This window comes from Caballeronia sordidicola (assembly GCF_000729995.1).
Taxonomy (GTDB): Bacteria; Pseudomonadota; Gammaproteobacteria; order Burkholderiales; family Burkholderiaceae; genus Caballeronia; species Caballeronia sordidicola_A.
Genome location: NZ_JNFG01000027.1, coordinates 75,759 through 93,700, shown reverse-complemented (window position 1 = coordinate 93,700; position 17,942 = coordinate 75,759). Strand labels below are relative to the sequence as shown.

23 protein-coding genes are annotated in these 17,942 nt (G+C 59.7%); 9 read left to right on the top strand and 14 right to left on the bottom strand.

Features of this window, described 5'->3' with window-relative positions; translation table 11 throughout:
* Nucleotides 1–45: 45 nt before the first annotated feature.
* Genes FH08_RS0124810 through FH08_RS0124800 form a run of 3 tightly spaced genes read left to right on the top strand, consistent with a single transcriptional unit; the run spans nucleotide 46 to nucleotide 2,685 of the window.
* A complete protein-coding gene (locus tag FH08_RS0124810; protein WP_031360950.1) occupies nucleotides 46–1,323 on the top strand; it encodes a NupC/NupG family nucleoside CNT transporter in 1,278 nt (425 codons plus the stop codon).
* Between the two features lie 10 nt (nucleotides 1,324–1,333).
* Nucleotides 1,334–1,723 carry a cytidine deaminase gene (locus FH08_RS0124805; RefSeq protein ID WP_031360949.1) on the top strand — a complete coding sequence of 130 codons (390 nt, stop codon included), beginning with the start codon at nucleotides 1,334–1,336 and terminating at the stop codon, nucleotides 1,721–1,723.
* Complete coding sequence (locus FH08_RS0124800) at nucleotides 1,720–2,685, top strand: nucleoside hydrolase (protein WP_031360948.1); 966 nt, start codon at nucleotides 1,720–1,722, stop codon at nucleotides 2,683–2,685. Before FH08_RS0124805 ends, FH08_RS0124800 begins: the two co-directional genes overlap by 4 nt.
* Here FH08_RS0124800 and FH08_RS0124795 read toward each other — a convergent pair.
* Both FH08_RS0124795 and FH08_RS0124790 read right to left on the bottom strand, forming a co-directional pair.
* Entirely contained in the window at nucleotides 2,672–3,379 is a 708-nt protein-coding gene (locus tag FH08_RS0124795) for an alpha/beta hydrolase (protein WP_031360947.1), read from the bottom strand. The genes FH08_RS0124800 and FH08_RS0124795 overlap by 14 nt on opposite strands.
* A gap of 30 nt (nucleotides 3,380–3,409) precedes the next feature.
* The gene (locus tag FH08_RS0124790; RefSeq protein ID WP_031360946.1) at nucleotides 3,410–3,799 is read right to left on the bottom strand and encodes an MAPEG family protein; all 390 of its coding nucleotides are present in this window, start codon (nucleotides 3,797–3,799) and stop codon (nucleotides 3,410–3,412) included.
* A gap of 88 nt (nucleotides 3,800–3,887) precedes the next feature.
* Between FH08_RS0124790 and FH08_RS0124785 the strand changes: the two genes are divergently transcribed.
* Nucleotides 3,888–4,286, top strand: a complete 399-nt coding sequence (locus tag FH08_RS0124785; protein WP_031360945.1) for a PPC domain-containing DNA-binding protein — start codon at nucleotides 3,888–3,890, stop codon at nucleotides 4,284–4,286.
* On the opposite strand, the gene FH08_RS0124780 is transcribed toward FH08_RS0124785, so the two are convergent.
* The 4 genes from FH08_RS0124780 to FH08_RS0124765 all read right to left on the bottom strand — a co-directional run bounded on the left by FH08_RS0124780 (nucleotide 4,277) and on the right by FH08_RS0124765 (nucleotide 7,677).
* Nucleotides 4,277–5,110, bottom strand: coding sequence for a phosphatase PAP2 family protein (locus FH08_RS0124780; protein ID WP_051888482.1), 834 nt, complete (start codon nucleotides 5,108–5,110; stop codon nucleotides 4,277–4,279). The genes FH08_RS0124785 and FH08_RS0124780 overlap by 10 nt on opposite strands.
* On the bottom strand, nucleotides 5,107–5,961 hold the full coding sequence (locus tag FH08_RS0124775) for a metallophosphoesterase family protein (RefSeq protein WP_031360943.1): 855 nt from the start codon (nucleotides 5,959–5,961) through the stop codon (nucleotides 5,107–5,109). Before FH08_RS0124775 ends, FH08_RS0124780 begins: the two co-directional genes overlap by 4 nt.
* Nucleotides 5,958–6,968, bottom strand: a complete 1,011-nt coding sequence (locus tag FH08_RS0124770) for a diacylglycerol/lipid kinase family protein (protein ID WP_031360942.1) — start codon at nucleotides 6,966–6,968, stop codon at nucleotides 5,958–5,960. The genes FH08_RS0124775 and FH08_RS0124770 overlap by 4 nt, the downstream gene beginning before the upstream one ends.
* A gap of 268 nt (nucleotides 6,969–7,236) precedes the next feature.
* Nucleotides 7,237–7,677: a CBS domain-containing protein gene (locus FH08_RS0124765; RefSeq protein ID WP_031360941.1), complete on the bottom strand. Its 441-nt coding sequence runs from the start codon at nucleotides 7,675–7,677 to the stop codon at nucleotides 7,237–7,239.
* Nucleotides 7,678–8,078: 401 nt separating this feature from the next.
* On the opposite strand from FH08_RS0124765, the gene FH08_RS0124760 reads away from it, so the two are divergent.
* Nucleotides 8,079–9,041 carry a chemotaxis protein gene (locus FH08_RS0124760; RefSeq protein ID WP_031360940.1) on the top strand — a complete coding sequence of 321 codons (963 nt, stop codon included), beginning with the start codon at nucleotides 8,079–8,081 and terminating at the stop codon, nucleotides 9,039–9,041.
* Between the two features lie 162 nt (nucleotides 9,042–9,203).
* Here the strand turns inward: FH08_RS0124760 and FH08_RS0124755 are convergent, their stop codons facing one another.
* From FH08_RS0124755 to FH08_RS0124745, 3 genes are all read right to left on the bottom strand, one after another.
* A complete protein-coding gene (locus FH08_RS0124755) occupies nucleotides 9,204–9,470 on the bottom strand; it encodes a hypothetical protein (RefSeq protein WP_031360939.1) in 267 nt (88 codons plus the stop codon).
* A gap of 350 nt (nucleotides 9,471–9,820) precedes the next feature.
* Nucleotides 9,821–10,258, bottom strand: coding sequence for a response regulator (locus FH08_RS0124750; RefSeq protein ID WP_031360938.1), 438 nt, complete (start codon nucleotides 10,256–10,258; stop codon nucleotides 9,821–9,823).
* A 178-nt stretch (nucleotides 10,259–10,436) separates the two neighbouring features.
* Entirely contained in the window at nucleotides 10,437–10,769 is a 333-nt protein-coding gene (locus tag FH08_RS0124745; protein ID WP_031360937.1) for a hypothetical protein, read from the bottom strand.
* A 226-nt stretch (nucleotides 10,770–10,995) separates the two neighbouring features.
* Between FH08_RS0124745 and FH08_RS0124740 the strand changes: the two genes are divergently transcribed.
* Nucleotides 10,996–12,021 (top strand): transporter, encoded by a 1,026-nt coding sequence (locus tag FH08_RS0124740; protein WP_031360936.1) that lies wholly within the window; start codon nucleotides 10,996–10,998, stop codon nucleotides 12,019–12,021.
* Nucleotides 12,022–12,141: 120 nt separating this feature from the next.
* Here FH08_RS0124740 and FH08_RS0124735 read toward each other — a convergent pair whose 3' ends face one another.
* Nucleotides 12,142–12,609 carry a DUF1348 family protein gene (locus tag FH08_RS0124735; protein WP_031360935.1) on the bottom strand — a complete coding sequence of 156 codons (468 nt, stop codon included), beginning with the start codon at nucleotides 12,607–12,609 and terminating at the stop codon, nucleotides 12,142–12,144.
* A 144-nt stretch (nucleotides 12,610–12,753) separates the two neighbouring features.
* On the opposite strand from FH08_RS0124735, the gene FH08_RS0124730 reads away from it, so the two are divergent.
* Nucleotides 12,754–13,350 carry a TetR/AcrR family transcriptional regulator gene (locus tag FH08_RS0124730; protein WP_031360934.1) on the top strand — a complete coding sequence of 199 codons (597 nt, stop codon included), beginning with the start codon at nucleotides 12,754–12,756 and terminating at the stop codon, nucleotides 13,348–13,350.
* 118 nt (nucleotides 13,351–13,468) lie between these two features.
* Here the strand turns inward: FH08_RS0124730 and FH08_RS50090 are convergent, their stop codons facing one another.
* Nucleotides 13,469–13,957, bottom strand: coding sequence for an RcnB family protein (locus tag FH08_RS50090; RefSeq protein WP_031360933.1), 489 nt, complete (start codon nucleotides 13,955–13,957; stop codon nucleotides 13,469–13,471).
* Between the two features lie 346 nt (nucleotides 13,958–14,303).
* Here FH08_RS50090 and FH08_RS48580 point away from each other — a divergent pair, with 346 nt between their 5' ends.
* The gene (locus FH08_RS48580; protein ID WP_035567064.1) at nucleotides 14,304–14,786 is read left to right on the top strand and encodes a DUF3331 domain-containing protein; all 483 of its coding nucleotides are present in this window, start codon (nucleotides 14,304–14,306) and stop codon (nucleotides 14,784–14,786) included.
* A gap of 496 nt (nucleotides 14,787–15,282) precedes the next feature.
* Nucleotides 15,283–15,486, top strand: a complete 204-nt coding sequence (locus FH08_RS0124710; RefSeq protein ID WP_031360931.1) for a hypothetical protein — start codon at nucleotides 15,283–15,285, stop codon at nucleotides 15,484–15,486.
* 121 nt (nucleotides 15,487–15,607) lie between these two features.
* Here the strand turns inward: FH08_RS0124710 and FH08_RS0124705 are convergent, their stop codons facing one another.
* From FH08_RS0124705 to FH08_RS0124695, 3 genes are read right to left on the bottom strand one after another with little or no spacing between them, the layout of a single operon-like run.
* On the bottom strand, nucleotides 15,608–16,114 hold the full coding sequence (locus FH08_RS0124705; RefSeq protein WP_031360930.1) for a cupin domain-containing protein: 507 nt from the start codon (nucleotides 16,112–16,114) through the stop codon (nucleotides 15,608–15,610).
* Nucleotides 16,115–16,126: 12 nt separating this feature from the next.
* On the bottom strand, nucleotides 16,127–16,888 hold the full coding sequence (locus FH08_RS0124700; RefSeq protein WP_031360929.1) for an ABC transporter permease: 762 nt from the start codon (nucleotides 16,886–16,888) through the stop codon (nucleotides 16,127–16,129).
* Nucleotides 16,885–17,811: an ABC transporter ATP-binding protein gene (locus FH08_RS0124695; protein WP_031360928.1), complete on the bottom strand. Its 927-nt coding sequence runs from the start codon at nucleotides 17,809–17,811 to the stop codon at nucleotides 16,885–16,887. The genes FH08_RS0124700 and FH08_RS0124695 overlap by 4 nt, the downstream gene beginning before the upstream one ends.
* Nucleotides 17,812–17,942: the final 131 nt, after the last annotated feature.

The window sequence follows — 17,942 nt, the reverse complement described above, 5'->3', positions numbered from 1 at the left end:
GGCGTAGCATCCGCCCATTCCTCTGACAAACACACACAACGAGACATGGCCCTGATCGCACGCAATCTACTCGGCATCGCCGTACTGCTGCTCATCGCTTTCATCTTCTCCACCAACCGCCGAGGTGTTCGCCTGCGCACCGTCGTGCCCGCATTGCTGGCGCAGGTCGGCATCGGCGCCTTCATCCTGTTCGTGCCCTTCGGCAAAAGCGTGCTCTCCGCCGCGGCAGCGGGCGTCAACCATGTACTCGGCTACGGCAACGCAGGCATCGAATTCCTGTTCGGCGGTCTCGTTCAATCGAAGATGTTCGAACTCTTCGGCAATGGCGGTTTTGTCTTCGCCGTTCGCGTGCTGCCCGCCATCATCTTCGTGACCGCGTTGATCTCGGTGCTCTATTACCTCGGCATCATGCGCTGGATCGTGATCGTGCTCGGCACGATCTTCCAGAAACTGCTCGGGGTATCGAAGATCGAATCGTTCTCGGCCGTCACCACCATCTTCCTCGGCCAAAGCGAAATGCCCGCGGTCGTAAAGCCGTTCGCGCGCGACATGACAAGCGCGGAACTGTTCGCCGTCATGTCGAGCGGCATGGCAGCAGTCGCAGGTTCAGTGCTCGCAGGCTATGCGGGTCTTGGCGTGAAGGTCGAATACCTGCTCGCTGCATCGTTCATGGCCGTGCCGGGCGGACTGCTGTTCGCCAAGATCATCCACCCCACGAGCGAAGCCAGCCGCGTCACCCTCGAAAACCTCAGCTTCGACGAAAAACGCCCGGCCAATGTGATCGAAGCGGCCAGTTCGGGCGCCACCGTCGGCCTGAAGATAGCGGTCATGGTCGGCGCCATGCTGATTGCGTTCGTTGGCCTGATCGCCATGCTGAACGGGATCGTGGGCGGCATAGGGGGCTGGTTCGGCGACCCCAATGTATCGATGCAATCCGTGCTCGGCGCCGTGTTCGCGCCGCTCGCGTATCTGATCGGCGTGCCCTGGGATCAGGCTGCGCTCGCCGGCAATTTCCTCGGTCAGAAACTCATTCTCAACGAGTTCGTGGCCTACGCGTCGCTGTCTCCGTATCTGAAGGACTCCGCCAGCGTCGCCGCGGCTGGATTGCAGGTGCTCGATCCGCGTACCATAGCGATCTTGTCTTTCGCGCTGTGCGGCTTCGCGAACTTTTCGTCGATCGCCGTGCTGACCGGCGGCTTCAGCGCGGTTGCGCCGGAGCGGCGCGCGGAAGTGGCGCGCTACGGCCTGCGCGTCGTGCTCGCCGCCACGCTCTCGAACCTGATGAGCGCGACGATCGCGGGCATGTTCCTGACGCTGAACTAAGGAGAAAATCATGACGATGGACGAATTGCTCGAACGCGCGAAGAACGCCCGCGAACGCGCTTACGCACCCTATTCCAAGTTCAAGGTCGGCGCAGCCTTGCTAACAAAAGACGGCAGCGTATTCGATGGCTGCAACGTCGAGAACGCATCGTATGGACTGTGCAATTGTGCGGAACGTACAGCGTTTTTCAGTGCAGTCGCCGCAGGTTACACACGTGACCAGTTCGCAGCGCTTGCGGTCATTGGCGACACGGACGGGCCGATCGCACCCTGCGGCGCGTGCCGTCAGGTGATCATCGAACTGGGCGGTCCCGAGCTGACCATTCGCCTCGGCAATCTCACCGGCGCGATCCGCGATACAACCGCCCGCGAACAACTCCCCGACGCGTTCTACCTATGACAACACATAAGGTCATCTACGACACCGACCCGGGTGTCGACGACGCCATGGCGCTGGTGTTCCAGGCGCTGCATCCCGAGATCGAATTGCTCGGCGTCACGAGCGTGTTCGGCAACGCGACCATCGAAACAACCACGGCCAACGCGCTCTACCTACGCTCGCGTTTTGCACCCGGCGTGCCGGTGGCACGCGGAGCGGCAGCGCCGTTGCATCGCGCGCCGCCTGCGCCGCTCGGCTGGATTCACGGCGATAACGGTCTCGGCAATATCGAACTGACCCAGCCCGCCGATACAACGCTCGACCCGCGTCCCGCGCATCAATTCATGATCGATACGATTCGTGCGCTTCCCGGCGAAGTGACACTGATCGCGGTCGGTCCGCTCACGAATCTCGCGCACGCGTTGCAGGCCGACCCGGACATTGCCGCTCTGGTGAAGCAGGTCGTCATCATGGGCGGCGCGTTTGGTACGGCCGGTGTGCTTGGCAACGTATCGCCGGCGGCGGAGGCCAACATCATGTGCGACCCCGATGCAGCCGATCTCGTGCTCGGCGCAGCGTGGCCGGTCACGCTCGTCGGCCTCGACGTCACGCAAAATACGCTCATGTCGAACGAATGGCTGGCATCGATTCGCGATGGCGCGGGCGAGGCCGGTCGTTTCGTGTGGGACGTATCACGACATTACGCGCAGTTCCACCAGGACAGCGCCGGACTCGAAGGTATCTATGTCCACGATGCATCGGCGGTGGCCTATGTGCTGGCGCCACATCTTTATGCGGTGAGGAAGGGTGCCGTGCGGGTGCTGACCAGCGGTATCGCGACCGGTCAGACGATACAAAAACCCTCGACCATGCGCGTTCCCGCGCCGGACTGGGACGACCGTCCGGCGCAGTCGGTCTGCATCGGCGTGGATGCGGCCGGCATGCTCGAGTTGTATAAAAATACCTTGTTCAAGGCGCTTTAAGCGGCGAGTCTTCGGCAAGCCTTTCGGCGAGCCTTGCGCCTAACCAAACGCGCAAGGCCTCGACTTCCTCGCCACAGACCGAGTGCGGCATCGGGTAGGTATGCCATTCCAGCTTGCAACCGTGCGCGAGCGCAAAGTCGCGGCCTTGAGTGGCCAGTTCAATCGATAGCACAGGGTCTTGCGTGCCATGTGCAGCGAAGATAGGCGTATCGCGATTCGCTTCGCTGAACGCAGCATCGATCAATCCAGGCGACGGCACGTAGCCGGACAACACAATAAGTCCCGCCAGTTTCTCCGGATGGGTGAGCCCCGCCGTGTAGGTCATGGCTCCTCCTTGCGAAAACCCCGCCAGGAAGATCTTCGAAGTTGGAATACCACGCTCGTTCTCCCGCGCGATCAGTGCGCGAATCCGTTCGCACGATGCCTTCAATCCGGCTTCATCGACCCGGCGGTTCACGCCTTCGAACGACAGAATGTCGTACCACGCGCGCATCACGTAACCGTTGTTGCCGGTAACCGGCATTTCGGTGGCGTTCGGAAAAACGAAACGCACGGCGGGCAGGTCGCCCAGGCGCAGCTCGGGCACCAGCGGGATAAAGTCGTTGGCGTCGGCTCCCAGGCCGTGCATCAGGATCACGGCGAACTCGGGATTCGGCGCGGTTTCCACGTCGATGGTGGTGAGCAAAGCGGTCATTGACTGGACTCCGGTTTCAGATGATTGATTTCAGATAATAGGGACGAGAACAAGAATGATGCCGAAAAGCGAGACCATCCATACCAGCGAGCGCAGGAACGGAATCCCTGCCGCATACAAAGGCAGGTAGATCACGCGCGCGACAATGTACAACCACGCGCCGTAAAGCGTCAGCGTGCCTTCACGGCCGGCCATGTGCGCGATCAGGATGGCGATGGCGAACACGGGCAAGGTCTCGAACAGGTTGTTCTGGGCACGCATCAGACGGCCGGTTACCTTGCCGACCGGCGGCCCCGGCTGGTCGCGAGGTCCGCCGTTATGTCCCAGGCCCGTTTCGCGGCTGCGCACCACCGACGGCAGCAGCACCTGAATGAGGGCAAGCACAAGCGTCCAGGCAAGGATATGAAGTTCGGTTGTCATGGGAAATGTCAGTTGAATTTGGGAGCGTTGCGCGAAATCGGAATCATCATGCCATCATTGAGTCTCCAAGTAGCCTTGGGGTTCACTCATGCAAACACTTCCCGTGCGCCTGGTCCCCGGCGACGACCTACGTGCTGCGCTTGAGACAATCGCGCGAGATCAGGCCATTGGCGCCGCATTCGTGATGCAGGGCATCGGCAGCCTGAGCGTGGCGAACCTGCGTTACGCGGGTCTCGACCAGCCGACCCGCCTTGACGGTGACCTCGAAATCCTGACGCTGGCCGGCTCACTTTCCGCCGATGGCGCGCATCTTCACATGGCCGTCTCGAATGCCGAGGGCCGCGTGGTCGGCGGCCATGTATCGCCGGGATGCATCGTGCGGACGACGGCGGAAATCCTGATCGTTTGTCTGGACGGCGTGCGCTTCTCACGCGATCTGGATCCACGGACCGGCTTTCCCGAACTGTCGATACACCCTCAGGACTGACGCCGCGGCTTCGGCCAATATCTGCGTGTCAATTCGATGCTCAAGATGCACGCCACTAGCCAGACCGTTCCCAGCGCAAAACCCGCCAGCACGTCGCTCGCGAAATGCACGCGCAGGAACACGCGGCTGCTCGCCGTGGTGATAGCTATCAGCGTGGCCGCCACAATGACGGGCAAGCGCCAGCCGTCCGGCAAGACCCGCACGAGCACATACGCGATGATGCCGTAGGTGACAAGCGACCCCGATGAATGGCCGCTTGGGAAACTCCATCCGGTAGCAGTGGCGATCGATACATCATGCACTGGCCGCGCGCGTTCGAAGATGTGTTTGATGATAGTGTTAAGCAAGCCGTTGCCGACTATCGCGAGCGTGAAGCCAATCGCAAGCGCGTACCGTCGCCGTATGGTCAGCGCCGCTGCGCCAAGTACGCACCAGACGGCGAGCACCCATGCATCGCCCAGATGCGTGACTAGCGCGAACGTACGGACCACGCTGATGGGAACAGCGCTCGCCATGCCGTCCGCGAAGGCCTGATCTAAGCGGCCAAGTGTCTCGCCCGCGCCGATTTCAGCGGCGATCGCGGCGAACAAGGCAGCCGCCCCGACGATGATGGCGAAGCTTACCGTCAAACTAACAACCAGCAAAACCTTGGGCGACAGGCCGCCGTTTTCCCGCGGCACACCGTACCGTTGAACGAGTTGCCACGCACTCAGCACCACGACCATCGCGAGAATCAGGGACACCGCAAACACCATCAGTGCATGCTCACCGGCACTATGCGCTATTTCAAACAAGCCGACGTACGGCACCTCTATCTGTTTCATGAAAGCGTCGCTAATGGAGCCTTGAGTGACTCGCTATCCAGGTCAAGTTCGTGCTGCATGTCGGGTTCAAACGATGCGCTCGCCCGATTAAAATCCCAGCGTGCAACAATTGCACGGCGTTTGCCCGTAGTGGACGCATCGTAGTTGATCACGTTCACCGAATTGGGCACGCGCCCACGCACCCGTGAAGACAACGCGGTTCCCGCCTGGACGGCCCACATCTGGCGCGGCAAATCCTTATACGCAACATGCAGCGGCGTCACATACGGAAGATGGATATGACCGCCCAGGATCAGGTCCACGCCCGCTTGCGACCAGCGTTCAATCGCATGTTCACGGCCGTGCAACAGGTTCCTGATGTCGTTGGCACGCGCCGCCACCACGGGCTGATGCGTGACGACAATCCGCAGCTGACGCGGCGTCGCATCGCCGAGAAGCCGGACCACGCGCTCCACTTGCCTCGTCGATATTTCGCCATCCTTACGACGATACGCCCGCGTAGTATTCACCCCGATCACCAGCAGCTCTGCCGATTCGAACACGGGCTCGAGATCGTCTCCGAACACACGCTGGTAATTGGCATAGGGATGTGCAATGCGCGCGAAGAGGTTGTACAGCGGAATGTCATGATTGCCGGGCACGACCACACAAGGCGCTGCACCGATTGCATCGATTGCATCGACGAACGCACGTGCCGCGCTGAATTGTGCACGCCTTGCGCGCTGCGTAATGTCGCCGGACATCACAACGAGATCGGGCTGCAACGTACTGGCGAGACGCAGCAACGCTGCCACGACCGGCGGTTGTTCGGTGCCAAAGTGCGGATCTGAAATCTGGAGCAACAGGGTCATGAGCGATTGGCGTTGGCCACGTCGGCCTCGGGCTTGAGCAGGAACAGCGGCTCCGAGGCGACGCGAAATTCGAGCGGCATGGTGATCCAGTTTATCTCGCCATCGGTGGCGACCTTGACGTGTCGGTGACGTTTGGACGGATGCGTTACCGTGATGCGCTTGAACGCGAAGCTGATCCCGTTGTCCGCATCGCTCATCCGGCGTGCCGCACCCCGCAGCGTGAGACCAAATTGCGCAAGGCGTCCGATCGCGCGAGGTGCGATTGCCGCGAGCAAACCGCGTTCCAGTTGCGGCGCTTGCGCCATACCGATTTGTTCAAGCTGCAAGCGATTGTTGCCAACAAAGAGCGTGGATGTCCGGACCTCATGCATTGTGCCATCGTGCTCAATGTGAAGGTGCAAATGACGGTGCGCTCGGAGCAGCGTCACAGCCGCTGACCAAAGCGCGATCAGGCGGCTGCGGCCAAACTGCCGCTTGTATCTCTCGCGGTCTTCCAGCAGCTTCGGATATAAACCGAGACTCGCATTGACGAGAAACATGCGCTCGTTCACAAAGCCGACCTGGACTGGAAACGCTCGCGCGTTGAGCAGGAGAGCAATGGACTTTGCAGGGTCCGCGGGGATGCCGTGGTCGCGGCTGAAGTAGTTGAATGTGCCGCGCGGCAGCACCGCGAACGCACAGCCGCTGCCGAGCACCGCTTGCGCCACCGCGCACAACGTCCCGTCGCCGCCTGCACCGACCACCACACCGTTTTGCGCTTTCGCATCGTGTACTGCCTGGCGTGTGATATCGGCGAATTGCGAAGGTCGCTCGACCAGGCGAACATCAAACTGGCGCCCGGCCGCACCCAGCGTTTCTTCGAGCGCAACGCGTATTTCGTCGCTTTGCTTGCGTCCTGAACCCGCATTCATCACGATGATAAATGGTGCATCTGCAGCGATGACGCGCGGCACAGGGTCAGCGAGACGGGTAACCGAAGGTGACGTGGAAAGTTCCGGGGGCGTCATGAACTGCGCTCCTCTAAGGTCGGGGCCGAGCGCAAGTCGGCGAGGATATAGGCGCCTTGAAATCAGGCCTGACTGCTGCACCTGACAATTACAACAATTAGCTTACAACGAGATTAACTGAACGAACCGCGGCAGCGGTCTTGACGGAAGGAACGCGGACTACAGAGCGAGGCAACACGAACTGCGTGAGCGCGATGCACACGCAGCGGCAACAACAATAAAACACAGCGCGGCGTCTTCACGCCGCGCTGCATTCCTCCCGGGCAAGCTACATGTGCTCGCCTCGTATATATCCCTCGAGCTGATGAATCGTGAGTTGCTGCTCGGAGATGATATTCGCCACCAGATCGCCGATCGAAATCATGCCCACCAGCTTTTCGCCATCGATCACCGGCAAGTGCCGCATGCGGCGCTCGGTCATCAGCGCCATGCAGTCGTCGGTGGTCTGGTCGGGCCGCACGAAGCGCACTTGCGATGTCATGATTTCGCGCACGGGAGTCTGCCGCGAAACACGGTCCATCAGCACGACTTTGCGCGCATAGTCGCGCTCGGTCATGATGCCGACGATCGCTTCGCCGTGGGTCACGATCAACGCGCCAATCTGCTTCTCCGCCATCATCGCGATGGCCTCGTAGACCGACGCCGTATCGGCGATCGTGAAGATGGTGTGATCGGGTTTCGAGTTAAGAACTTGTGCGACTGTTGCCATCGAACGCCTCCGTTGAACCGCGCGACGCCTGCCGGGTGGCGGGCGTTTCATGACCGGGTAGCTGGAGACCGGAACCCGGCACGACGGCTGACACTCCCAATCCGCCGCGTGAATCATTCGCCTTGCATCCAGCGCCTGACATCCCTTGCATCCACATTCTTACATCTACATTACCCAGCCCATTCAAAAAGTATAGGCCAGAGACCTGCTCCGTGAACGCTGGAAAACACTGCTTTTTATGCGTCCGAGGGTCTATCCCGATGCTGCCGCACGCGCGACTTGACCGGCATGAAACAGTCTCGTCACAAAGCGCCGAAAAGTGCTTCAGTTTCTCCGCGCCGCGCCGCTAATCAGGAACCGGCTATTTAGACGCACGGCATAAATCGATCAGGAGAACCACCTTGAGCAGTTCACAACACGACATCGAACAGCGGGTTCGGCTCGCCGGCAACAACATGTTCGAACTGCTCCTGTTTCGCCTGGGCGAAGCGCCGGACTCCGAACAACGGGAGCTTTACGGCATCAACGTGTTCAAGGTGCGCGAAATCCTCGCGATGCCGCCGATCACCGTGGTCGCCGGGGCCAACCCGGAGATCCTTGGCGTAGCCGACATCCGCGGCCAGATCATCCCCGTGATCGATCTGGCGCAGGTCACGGGCTGCAAGCCGAAGAACGGTCTCAAGATCCTGCTGGTCACCGAGTTCGCGCGCACGACGCAAGGTTTTGCCGTCGAGGAAGTCGATGACATCGTGCGGCTGGAGTGGAATCAGGTTTTATCTGCGGAATCGCATTCGAGCGGGCGAACGGTGACCAGCTTCGCGCGCCTCGACGGCAACGTGGACGGCTCGCGACTCGCGCAAGTGCTCGACGTCGAACAGATCCTGCGCGACGTGCTGCCATCGACGCAAGTGGACATCAATGAGGAGAGCACGGGCCGGCTGGTTCTGAAGCCCGGTACCAAAGTGCTCGCCGCCGACGACTCCGGCGTCGCGCGCAGCCTGATCGAACAAAGCCTGACCGCGATGGGCGTGTCGTTCATCATGACCAAGAGTGGCCAGGAAGCGTGGAACGTACTGGAAGACTTGCAGAGCAAGGCGGAAAAACACGGCCGTTGTGCCGCGGACGAAATTGCACTCGTCCTGACCGACCTCGAGATGCCGGAAATGGACGGATTCACGCTGACACGCCGTATCAAGGCGAACGCCGGCATGCAGGCCATTCCGGTCGTGATTCACTCGTCGTTGTCCGGGTCGGCGAATGAGGAGCACGTGCGCAAGGTGGGCGCGAACGCTTATGTGGCCAAGTTTGCCGCGGGAGAACTGGCGGCGGTGATGCGCGATGCGCTCAAGATGACAGGCACCTGAAGCGGTCATTCTTCATGTAATTCTTTGCGCAGAAACACAAACGCCCGCTGAACTTTCGTTCAGCGGGCGTTTGTGTTTCTGTACTACACGGCAGTCAAGCTTGGCGCGATCACGACGGCACGCGTTGTGCCGGCCGTGCGCGTAGGAGCTTGAAACGACTAATTACTGGCCGAAGAAAACAGATTGCGGGCTGGTCGTACGGTCGCGGCTCGAACCCGATTGCGACACCGTATTGCGTGCGCCACCGTAACCGTTCGCATCAGCGTTGTTTTGTGCAGCGATGGTTTGCGTGTTGATGCCTTGTTGCGAAACCGGAGCGCCAACCGACGGACGATACGACGGTGCCGGGCCGTAGCCGCTGGCAAATGCCGGAACAGCGATAGAAGCAGTAGCGGCGACGAGTAACGCGGCGAGAAGATTCTTTTTCATGGTGAGCTCCGATATAAGTTCGTTCGACTTTCAACTGGTTCAGAAGACGTCGCAGCGTTCAAACTTTGTTTCGGTAGCTGCTTCGTCGATGAAATGCAGTGTATACCCCTACTATCGGTTTTTTATCCCCATAAACTTCAATACACTTTTCGGGATACGCCAATAATCGGAGAACGTCCGGAGCGGGGGAAATCGGCGCGAGCGAGGCTGGAAAAGGCTCACCCGGAAGTTGAGGTAAGAAAGATTTTTAAGGGCCGTACCCCGACGAAACCAAACGAACCCAAGAAAATTTCGATGGGATGCTCATGGCCCCTATCGAACCGCGGCCTAGAGCGTTCGTTCAAGTTCGTTCAATGAACCTGCACCAGCCGGCTGATCAGGTCGACCAGAACGCCGGGCGCGTTGCCCTTCTGGCAATAGCCGTCGAACCCTGCGTGGACGCCTTTCGAGCGTACGTAATCCTCGCCGAGCGCCGTGAACGCAATGATTCCAGCGTTCCGGGTCGGAGAAATCCGGCGCAGCACGCGCGCGGTCGCAAAGCCGTCGTGCTCGGGCATGCTGATGTCGAGTACCACGACGTGCGGCACCCAGCCGTCAATAGCATGCAGCGCGTCGACGCCGCTCAGCACATAACGCGCGTCGCAACCGTCCGCGCTCAGCGCTGCGGCAAGGCCTTCGGCGCTTGCCGCGTTATCGTCGACAACCAGGATTCGCCAGCGTTCGGCGTCGGCTTCGACATTCCGATCGGTCCATAACACGCAGCTTGAAGTAGAGGAGACTGAAACCATGACCGCTCAGATTTATGCATGTGCAGCAAATGCAGCACTTTCCGCGCCAACCTGCTGTTTTTGATGCGAGCGTTTGTGTCGACGTGATGAAAAAACCGCCAGATCTCTTGTCCGATAAAGCCAGACAAGCTTAAAACCGGTGCCGTTCAGACTCCACGACTCGCCGGCCAGCCCGGCTTCAGGATTTGGTTTTGGCTTTTTTGCTGGAAGATTCGTCCGTCGAACGTAGTTTTGCGTTCGCGGAAACCAACAGATTTGCATCGACCTGACGGACCGCCTGTTCAAGTCCGTCCAGCGCATCGCGCAAACTGCGTTTTTGAGCCTTGTTCAGCGGTTGCGGCCCCGATTCCTCCACCAGCTTTGCTTCTTTTTCCAGCCGTTTGAGCAATTTGGCTCCCAGACGGCTGTCGATGGCTTGCTCGCCCAGCAATTCGACGATGCTCGTCGCGAGCCGCGTCAGTCCATCTGCCGTGGTTTGCGTAGGTTCGTCCTGCTCGACGCGATCTTCCATGTGTGTTTCCCCGATGACGCGAAAAGGGTCGGGCTGCGCCCGACGGCCCTCTTGCACCGCGCGAGTCTACCCATAGGGCGTGACAACCATAAGTACTTTATGTGTCGCGCGGCATTTGCCCAACAATAACGCAAATCCGGCGAACGTTGCTTGATTCGAAATGCGCGGCAGGGACAATCGAAGGCCGAATGACCTTTCAATTGCCGTTGCCGATGACTGAATCACCATGACTGAACTACGAGCGAGCGCCCAACCCTACGCCACCGATTTCTCCGGCATTGTGTGCGGCTTTCGTTTCGCGCCGGACGCGCCCGGCGTGCCCATCGACTCAGTGGGTGCACTCGAGTGGCTGGCACAATCCGACTATGCTTCAGACGACTTCGTGTGGCTGCATTTCGACCTCGCGAACAGCGCCAGCGAACGCTGGATGCGCACGCAACTCGATCTGCCGGACGCCTTCTTCGAGAACCTGCGCGACGGCTCGCATTCCACGCGCATAGAACACCAGGAGGGCGCGCTGCTCGCCGTCATCAACGACGTGATGTTCAACTTCGACGTAACGCTGTCCGAAATCGCCACGCTATGGGTCTACACGCGCGAAAAACTGCTCGTCACGGCGCGGCTGAAACCGCTGCGCTCCATCGATACGCTGCGGGAATCGGTACGCAACGGCGAGGTCTTCCGGTCCACCGCTGAACTGCTCATTCATCTGTTGCGCGACCAGGCCGATCTGCTGGTACAAATCGTCCGGCGCACGAGTATTGATATCGACGCAATAGAGGACCGTTTTCTTTCGATGCGCTCCCCCGCCACCCGCTCGGAACTCGGTGCGTCGCGACGTGTGCTGGTCAGGCTGCAGCGTTTGCTCGCGCCTGAACCGGGATCGATTTTCCGGCTGCTGGCGCGGCCGCCACGCTGGCTGCAAACGTTCGACCTTCAGGATTTGCGCGACGCAACCGAGGAATTTTCGCTGGTGCTGGGCGATCTGGCGGGACTGGTCGAACGCATCAAGCTGCTGCAAGAAGAGATCGCCGCGCGCATGGACGAGCAAAGCAACCGCACGCTCTTCACGCTGACGCTGGTCACCGTGCTGGCGCTGCCGATCAATATAGTCGCGGGGATTTTCGGCATGAACGTTGGGGGCGTGCCGCTCGCCGAAAACAAGCACGGGTTCTGGCTGATGGTGGCGATCGTGGCGAGCTTTACGGTTCTCGCCGGATGGTGGGCCTTTTACCGGCGGCGAGGCCGTTAGCAGGCCGGCAATCACTCGATGCAACCGGCCTTCTCAAAGGCTGAAGACCGGAGCAGGGGATTGGCAACCACGTTGTGCCGGCCACCTTGTGCCAACCACGTTGTGACGGCCACGCTTCAATCAAAAACCCAGGTCGCTCAAGCCGGGATGGTCGTCGGGACGGCGCCCCAACGGCCAGTGATACTTCCGCTCGGATTCCTTGATCGGCAAATCGTTGATGCTCGCGTGCCGATGCGTCATCAAGCCGGCTTCGTTGAACTCCCAGTTCTCATTGCCGTAGCTGCGAAACCAGTTTTTTGAATCATCGTGCCATTCGTAAGCGAAGCGCACCGCAATCCTCGATCCGGTGAACGCCCACAACTCCTTGATCAGCCTGTAGTCCAGTTCACGCGCCCATTTACGCGCCAGGAACGCCTCCACGTCAGCACGTCCCGACACAAACTCTGCGCGGTTGCGCCAGCGTGTGTCTTCGCTATAGGCCAAGGCAACCCGCTTCGGGTCGCGTGAATTCCAGCCGTCTTCCGCGAGACGGACCTTTTGCCGGGCGGTATCGGCATCGAATGGCGGGAATGGAGGTTTGCTTTCCATGGCGCTTCCTTTTGATCGTGGAGGGTTGATTAGCCGACTTAGCCGACGATATGCCGTCAACCGGGAGGCTCATCCGGCAGTAGACAGATCTGTCTACTGGCATACTCTAGCGCAGGGAGACAGACCTGTCTACAATCACTGGATATGGACAATCATTCATCGGATACAGCGCTTTCGACAGCGCTTTCGACAGACCTCCCGCCGGCCGAACGCATTCTCGTGACGGCCCACGCGCTGTTCTATCGGGACGGCATTCGCGCGACCGGAATCGATCGCGTGATCGCGGAATCGGGCGTCGCGAAGAAAACGTTCTATCGCTACTATCCGGCGAAAAACGATCTGATCGTTGCGTTTCTGGAGTATAGGCACCGCAACTGGATGACGTGGTTCGAAGACGCCGTGAAACGGCATGGCGCAGACGCGAACGCGCTGGTGCCGGCGCTGGCAGAATGGTTCGAGAGCGATGAGTATCGCGGCTGTGCGTTCATCAACGCGGTGGTGGAAGTGGGCGGGACCCTGCCCGAAGCAGTCGATATCTCACGACGACACAAGCTGGATATGGCTGCGGTCATCAGGACGCTGCTGCCGGCGGCGTCGAGGACCGCGAAGGCCGACGCGCGAGCCATGGCCATGGCGGTCGACGGAGCCATAGTGGGCGCGCAATTTGAAGAATCGCCTGACATGGCCTTGAAGTCGCTGGCGCGCGTAGTGAAAGCGATCACAGATACCGCCAAAGGGTAGGCGCGGTTTCAGTTCACGGCGTACATAAAACAAGGCCGGGCCGAACTTGCGTTCGGCCCGGCCTTGTCGACTCAATTCGCGGCTATGTTCGCTACGGTAGCGTTGCGCGACTAAAAGTTTAGTGCCCGTTGCTCAGCACGATCTGCGCAATCACCCCGGTCGCGATCGCGGCAAGCACGTAATCGCCGTTCACGCCCACCCAGTGGTAACCGCGCGGAGGTTGTTGCAATCCATAGCCGTGATAATCGTCGACCACGTACTGGCGATCGCGATAGTCGTTTGGCAAGCGGTCGCCACGATGCCAGTCATGTGGTCCATCGCCGCGCGCGCCGCCGGGGCCGCCGCGTCCCGGACCGTTTTCCGCGTGCATTGGCTCGGATGAACGGCCGTTGTTGTGATTCTGCGCACCAGGGCCGCCTTGCGGGCCGTGATTTTGATTTTGATTCTGATAACCACCGCCGTTATGGCCTTGCATGGCGGGGCCGCCCGGCCGCTCTTGCTGTCCACCTTGATTGCCCGGGCCGCCGGGGCCATTTTGGGCAAACGCCGTGGCTGTGAGACCAAGACTTGTAAACAGTACTGCAGCAGCAATATGGCTTTTCTTCACGAACACCTCGTTCAACGTTGTAAGTATCTAGCTAGTATGGCCCACGCAAGTCGCGTTCCACGGTATGTCGCGGAATTTGACATCTTACGTAAGGCATACAAATCGCCGCAACGAAGTTCCTTTGGCACGCGAGGTGCCAGTCAAGCGGCGCTACTATCGAATCCATTAAAACGTTTAATGAAGCGCACACGGCGTTTGCGCCGCAACGCAATATCGGGCAAAGCCTTATTGCATAACGCGTTGTTGTGATTATTCGCGCTAACAAGACAGTGTATTCACCTTAATGGTATTTATCCGGGCAGGCTGATTGCGTAAGTTCGACCATGAACCATGCCAGGAACGAACCATGACAGCGTTAGCGAGAAGCGCGGACCCGTGGCTGCAAACGGTCCGCTCATTGACAGCGACCCTCAACCGCGCGGCAGTACCTGCCCCGCAGCGAAAGGCCGTGCACCCGTTTTTAGAGCGGCTCACGCGAGCGTGGGAGCGCGATCATCCGCACGTCGCATCGCCATCGGCATCGCCGCAATCACCGCGGCCGTTCCCTGAGGCTGTGGTGCGTGTGATCGAGCGGCCAAGCAGCGCGACGGCGATCGTGTATTGGTCGGATGCGGCAACCTGCCACTATGGTTACCAGGGGTGGCGCGTGACCACGGCCACGTCGGACGGCGCCTGCGCACTCACCGGCGCAGCCATTCATCGAGGCGATTCCGTGTACCGGCCGTCACAGCGCGACCCGAAACCACAGAACGCATCGGCGATGATTCTTGCGGCTTCCATGCCACAAGACGAGACCAGCGACGCCGATTTGCAGGATCAGCACGCCTGAATGGATCGGGCTAGCCGTTAATGGCCTGAAAGCACGACTGCATCATGCGGTCGTGCTTTCCGCCATGTGGAACAGCTGCGTCCGACACGCCGATTCTGAGAAACAGCTTTATGTTTCCGTCGATGCTAATGGGCACGCGGGTCAGCGCGGTTCCATGCTGATCCACACTGACCGCGTGACACATCTGCCTGACTCTCCAGCACGCTCCAACCTGCCCTCGCAAACGCTTGCGTCAATTGCAAGTTTCAAGCCCAAAGCCGTGTTGCATTGCTGATAATGCCAACATCGTTTCATAAGCCAGAAGTACGAATCCCCCCTCGCGACGACATTAAACTGGAGAGCCGCGCTTTCATTGCACGGTGCGCAACACGGCTAGGGGCGGGTGGCCGCCCGCCATTCCCGTCGTGCACCGAAAAGCATCAAGCGTAGTAAATCTGTCATGGCAGTTCCGTAGCATTGAAGTCTCCCGTCGCTCCATCACTGCAAGGAGTTAATCGTGAAGAGTTATCAAGCGCAGCGCGTCGAAGCCAGAGACACTATTCGTTCAGGTGACACAGCTTACGAATCGCCGGCACGCCGCGAATCGCAAGAAGTGCGTGCACAAGCGGATCAGGACGTCTATGGCGATTCACTCGACATACCGCTGAACTATGGCGGCATGATGGACGCCGTCCGCGACGCAGTCAGGGCCAACCTATAAATAGAAGCATGAAAAAGCGGCGCCTCAGAAATGAGCGCGCCGCTTTTTTTTGTTCTGCTTTTTTGTACTGCTTTCAAGTAGTGCACATCGTGCGCGTTGCGTGCCACGCTCCGGCACGCGCTTAGCGCTTCGCACCCACCGCCGGACCCAACCTCCCGATCACGGCCCCGTGCTGCGGATACGCTTTTGTCAACGCGGCCACATCGGCAAGTTCGAACTCGCTGAACTCGAAACCCGGCGCCACCGTGCAGCCCACCAGCGCGAACGTCGCCGGGTCACATAATTCTGCGGCGAACCACTGCCCAGCCGGAACAATCGCCTGGAACACGGCGTCCTGATGCGTCAGCGCATTACCCAGGCGTTGCGAGAGCAACTGCCCGGCGGTATCGATGACATGAACATCAATTGGCTCTCCTGCATAAAAGTGCCAGACCTCGTCCGAGCGGATTCGATGCCATGCCGAATGTGCGCCATCGCAAAGCATGTAGTAAATCGCCGTCGATGCCGAGCGCGTTTCGCCGGGCGAAACTTCGCGTTCAACCCTGTCCTCACCGCGAAACGTCTCGCGGAAATAGCCGCCTTCAGGGTGCGGCTGGAGCCCGAACCGTTCGATCAGCACATCACGCATCAGCTACGCTCCTTATGCTTTCAGCCTGTAGCCTGTCTTGAAGATCCACGCGACCACGCCGATAAACACCGCGAGGAACACCAGCGTCATGATGAGGCTGATCTCGACGCTGACATCTGCGGTGCCGTAGAAACTCCAGCGAAAGCCGCTGATCAGGTACACCACCGGATTGAACAACGCGACGGCTTTCCAGAACGGCGGCAGGATATCGATGGAATAAAAGCTCCCGCCGAGGAAGGTCAGCGGCGTGATGATCAAAAGCGGAATGACCTGCAATTTCTCGAACCCGTCCGCCCAGATGCCAATGATGAATCCCAGCAGGCTGAACGTCACCGCCGTCAGCAGCAGGAACACGATCATCCAGAACGGGTGATCGACGTGCAGCGGCACGAACAATCGCGCGGTCGCAAGAATGATGAGGCCGAGGATGATCGACTTGGTGGCGGCCGCGCCAACGTAGCTCAGCACGATCTCCAGATACGAGATCGGCGCCGACAGCAGTTCGTAGATGGTCCCGGTGAACCTCGGAAAGTAGATGCCGAACGACGCGTTGGACACGCTTTGCGTGAGCAGCGACAACATCACGAGCCCCGGCACGATGAACGCACCATAACTCACGCCGTTCACTTCGGGAATACGCGAGCCGATCGCGGCGCCGAACACGACGAAATACAGCGAGGTGGAAATCACCGGCGAGATGATGCTGCCCATGATGGTGCGCCAGGTGCGCGCCATTTCGAATACATAGATTGCGCGGACTGCATGAATATTCATTTTTTCTCTCCGACCAGGCTCACGAAGATATCCTCCAGCGAGCTTTGCGTCGTGTGCAGGTCCTTGAATTTGACGCCGTTATCGGCGAGGTCTTTCAGCAGCGTAATGATGCGGCCCGGTTCATCCTGCGCATCGTAGGTGTAGGTCAGTTCGCAGCCGTCGGCCGACAGGTCAAGCCGGTAAGCACTCAGGCCGGCGGGAATCCTGTCGATCTCATCCTCCAGTTGCAGCGCGAGTTTCTTCTGGCCGAGTTTGCGCATCAGTTCGGCTTTTTCCTCGACCAAAATGATCTCGCCGCCGTTGATCACGCCAATCCGGTCGGCCATTTCCTCGGCTTCATCAATGTAGTGCGTCGTCAGGATGATCGTCACGCCGCTCTCTTTCAGGCCGCGCACGAGATTCCACATATCGCGGCGCAGTTCGACGTCAACGCCCGCAGTCGGCTCGTCCAAAAACAGGATTTCCGGTTCATGCGAGAGCGCCTTGGCAATCAGCACGCGGCGTTTCATGCCGCCGGACAGCGTGACCAGCTTGTTGTCCTTCTTGTCCCAGAGCGACAGCGACTTCAGCACTTTCTCTATGTGCGCCGGATTCGGCGGCTTGCCGAACAGGCCGCGGCTGAATGAAACGGTCGCCCAGACGGACTCGAAGGCATCGGTGGTCAGCTCCTGCGGCACGAGGCCGATCATCGCTCGGGAGGCGCGGTAGTCGGAGATAATGCCGTGACCGTTGACCTTGACCGTGCCTTCGGTCGCATTTACGATGCCGCACACAATGCTGATCAGGGTCGTTTTACCGGCGCCGTTCGGCCCGAGCAGGGCGAAGATTTCGCCACGGCGAATGCTCAGCGTGACGTTTTTCAGAGCCTTGAAGCCGGACGCGTAGCTCTTCGACAGATTCGAAATTTCGATGATGTTTTGCATGGCCGTGAAGATATCAGAAAGCGGAATATCGTTCGCAAATGGCCGGGATTGGATTTGGGGCCACGTGGCCCCATGGCCACGAAAAGCGCCGGGAACGGGGTTTGCGGTTCACTCCGCGGTGGTATTTTAGG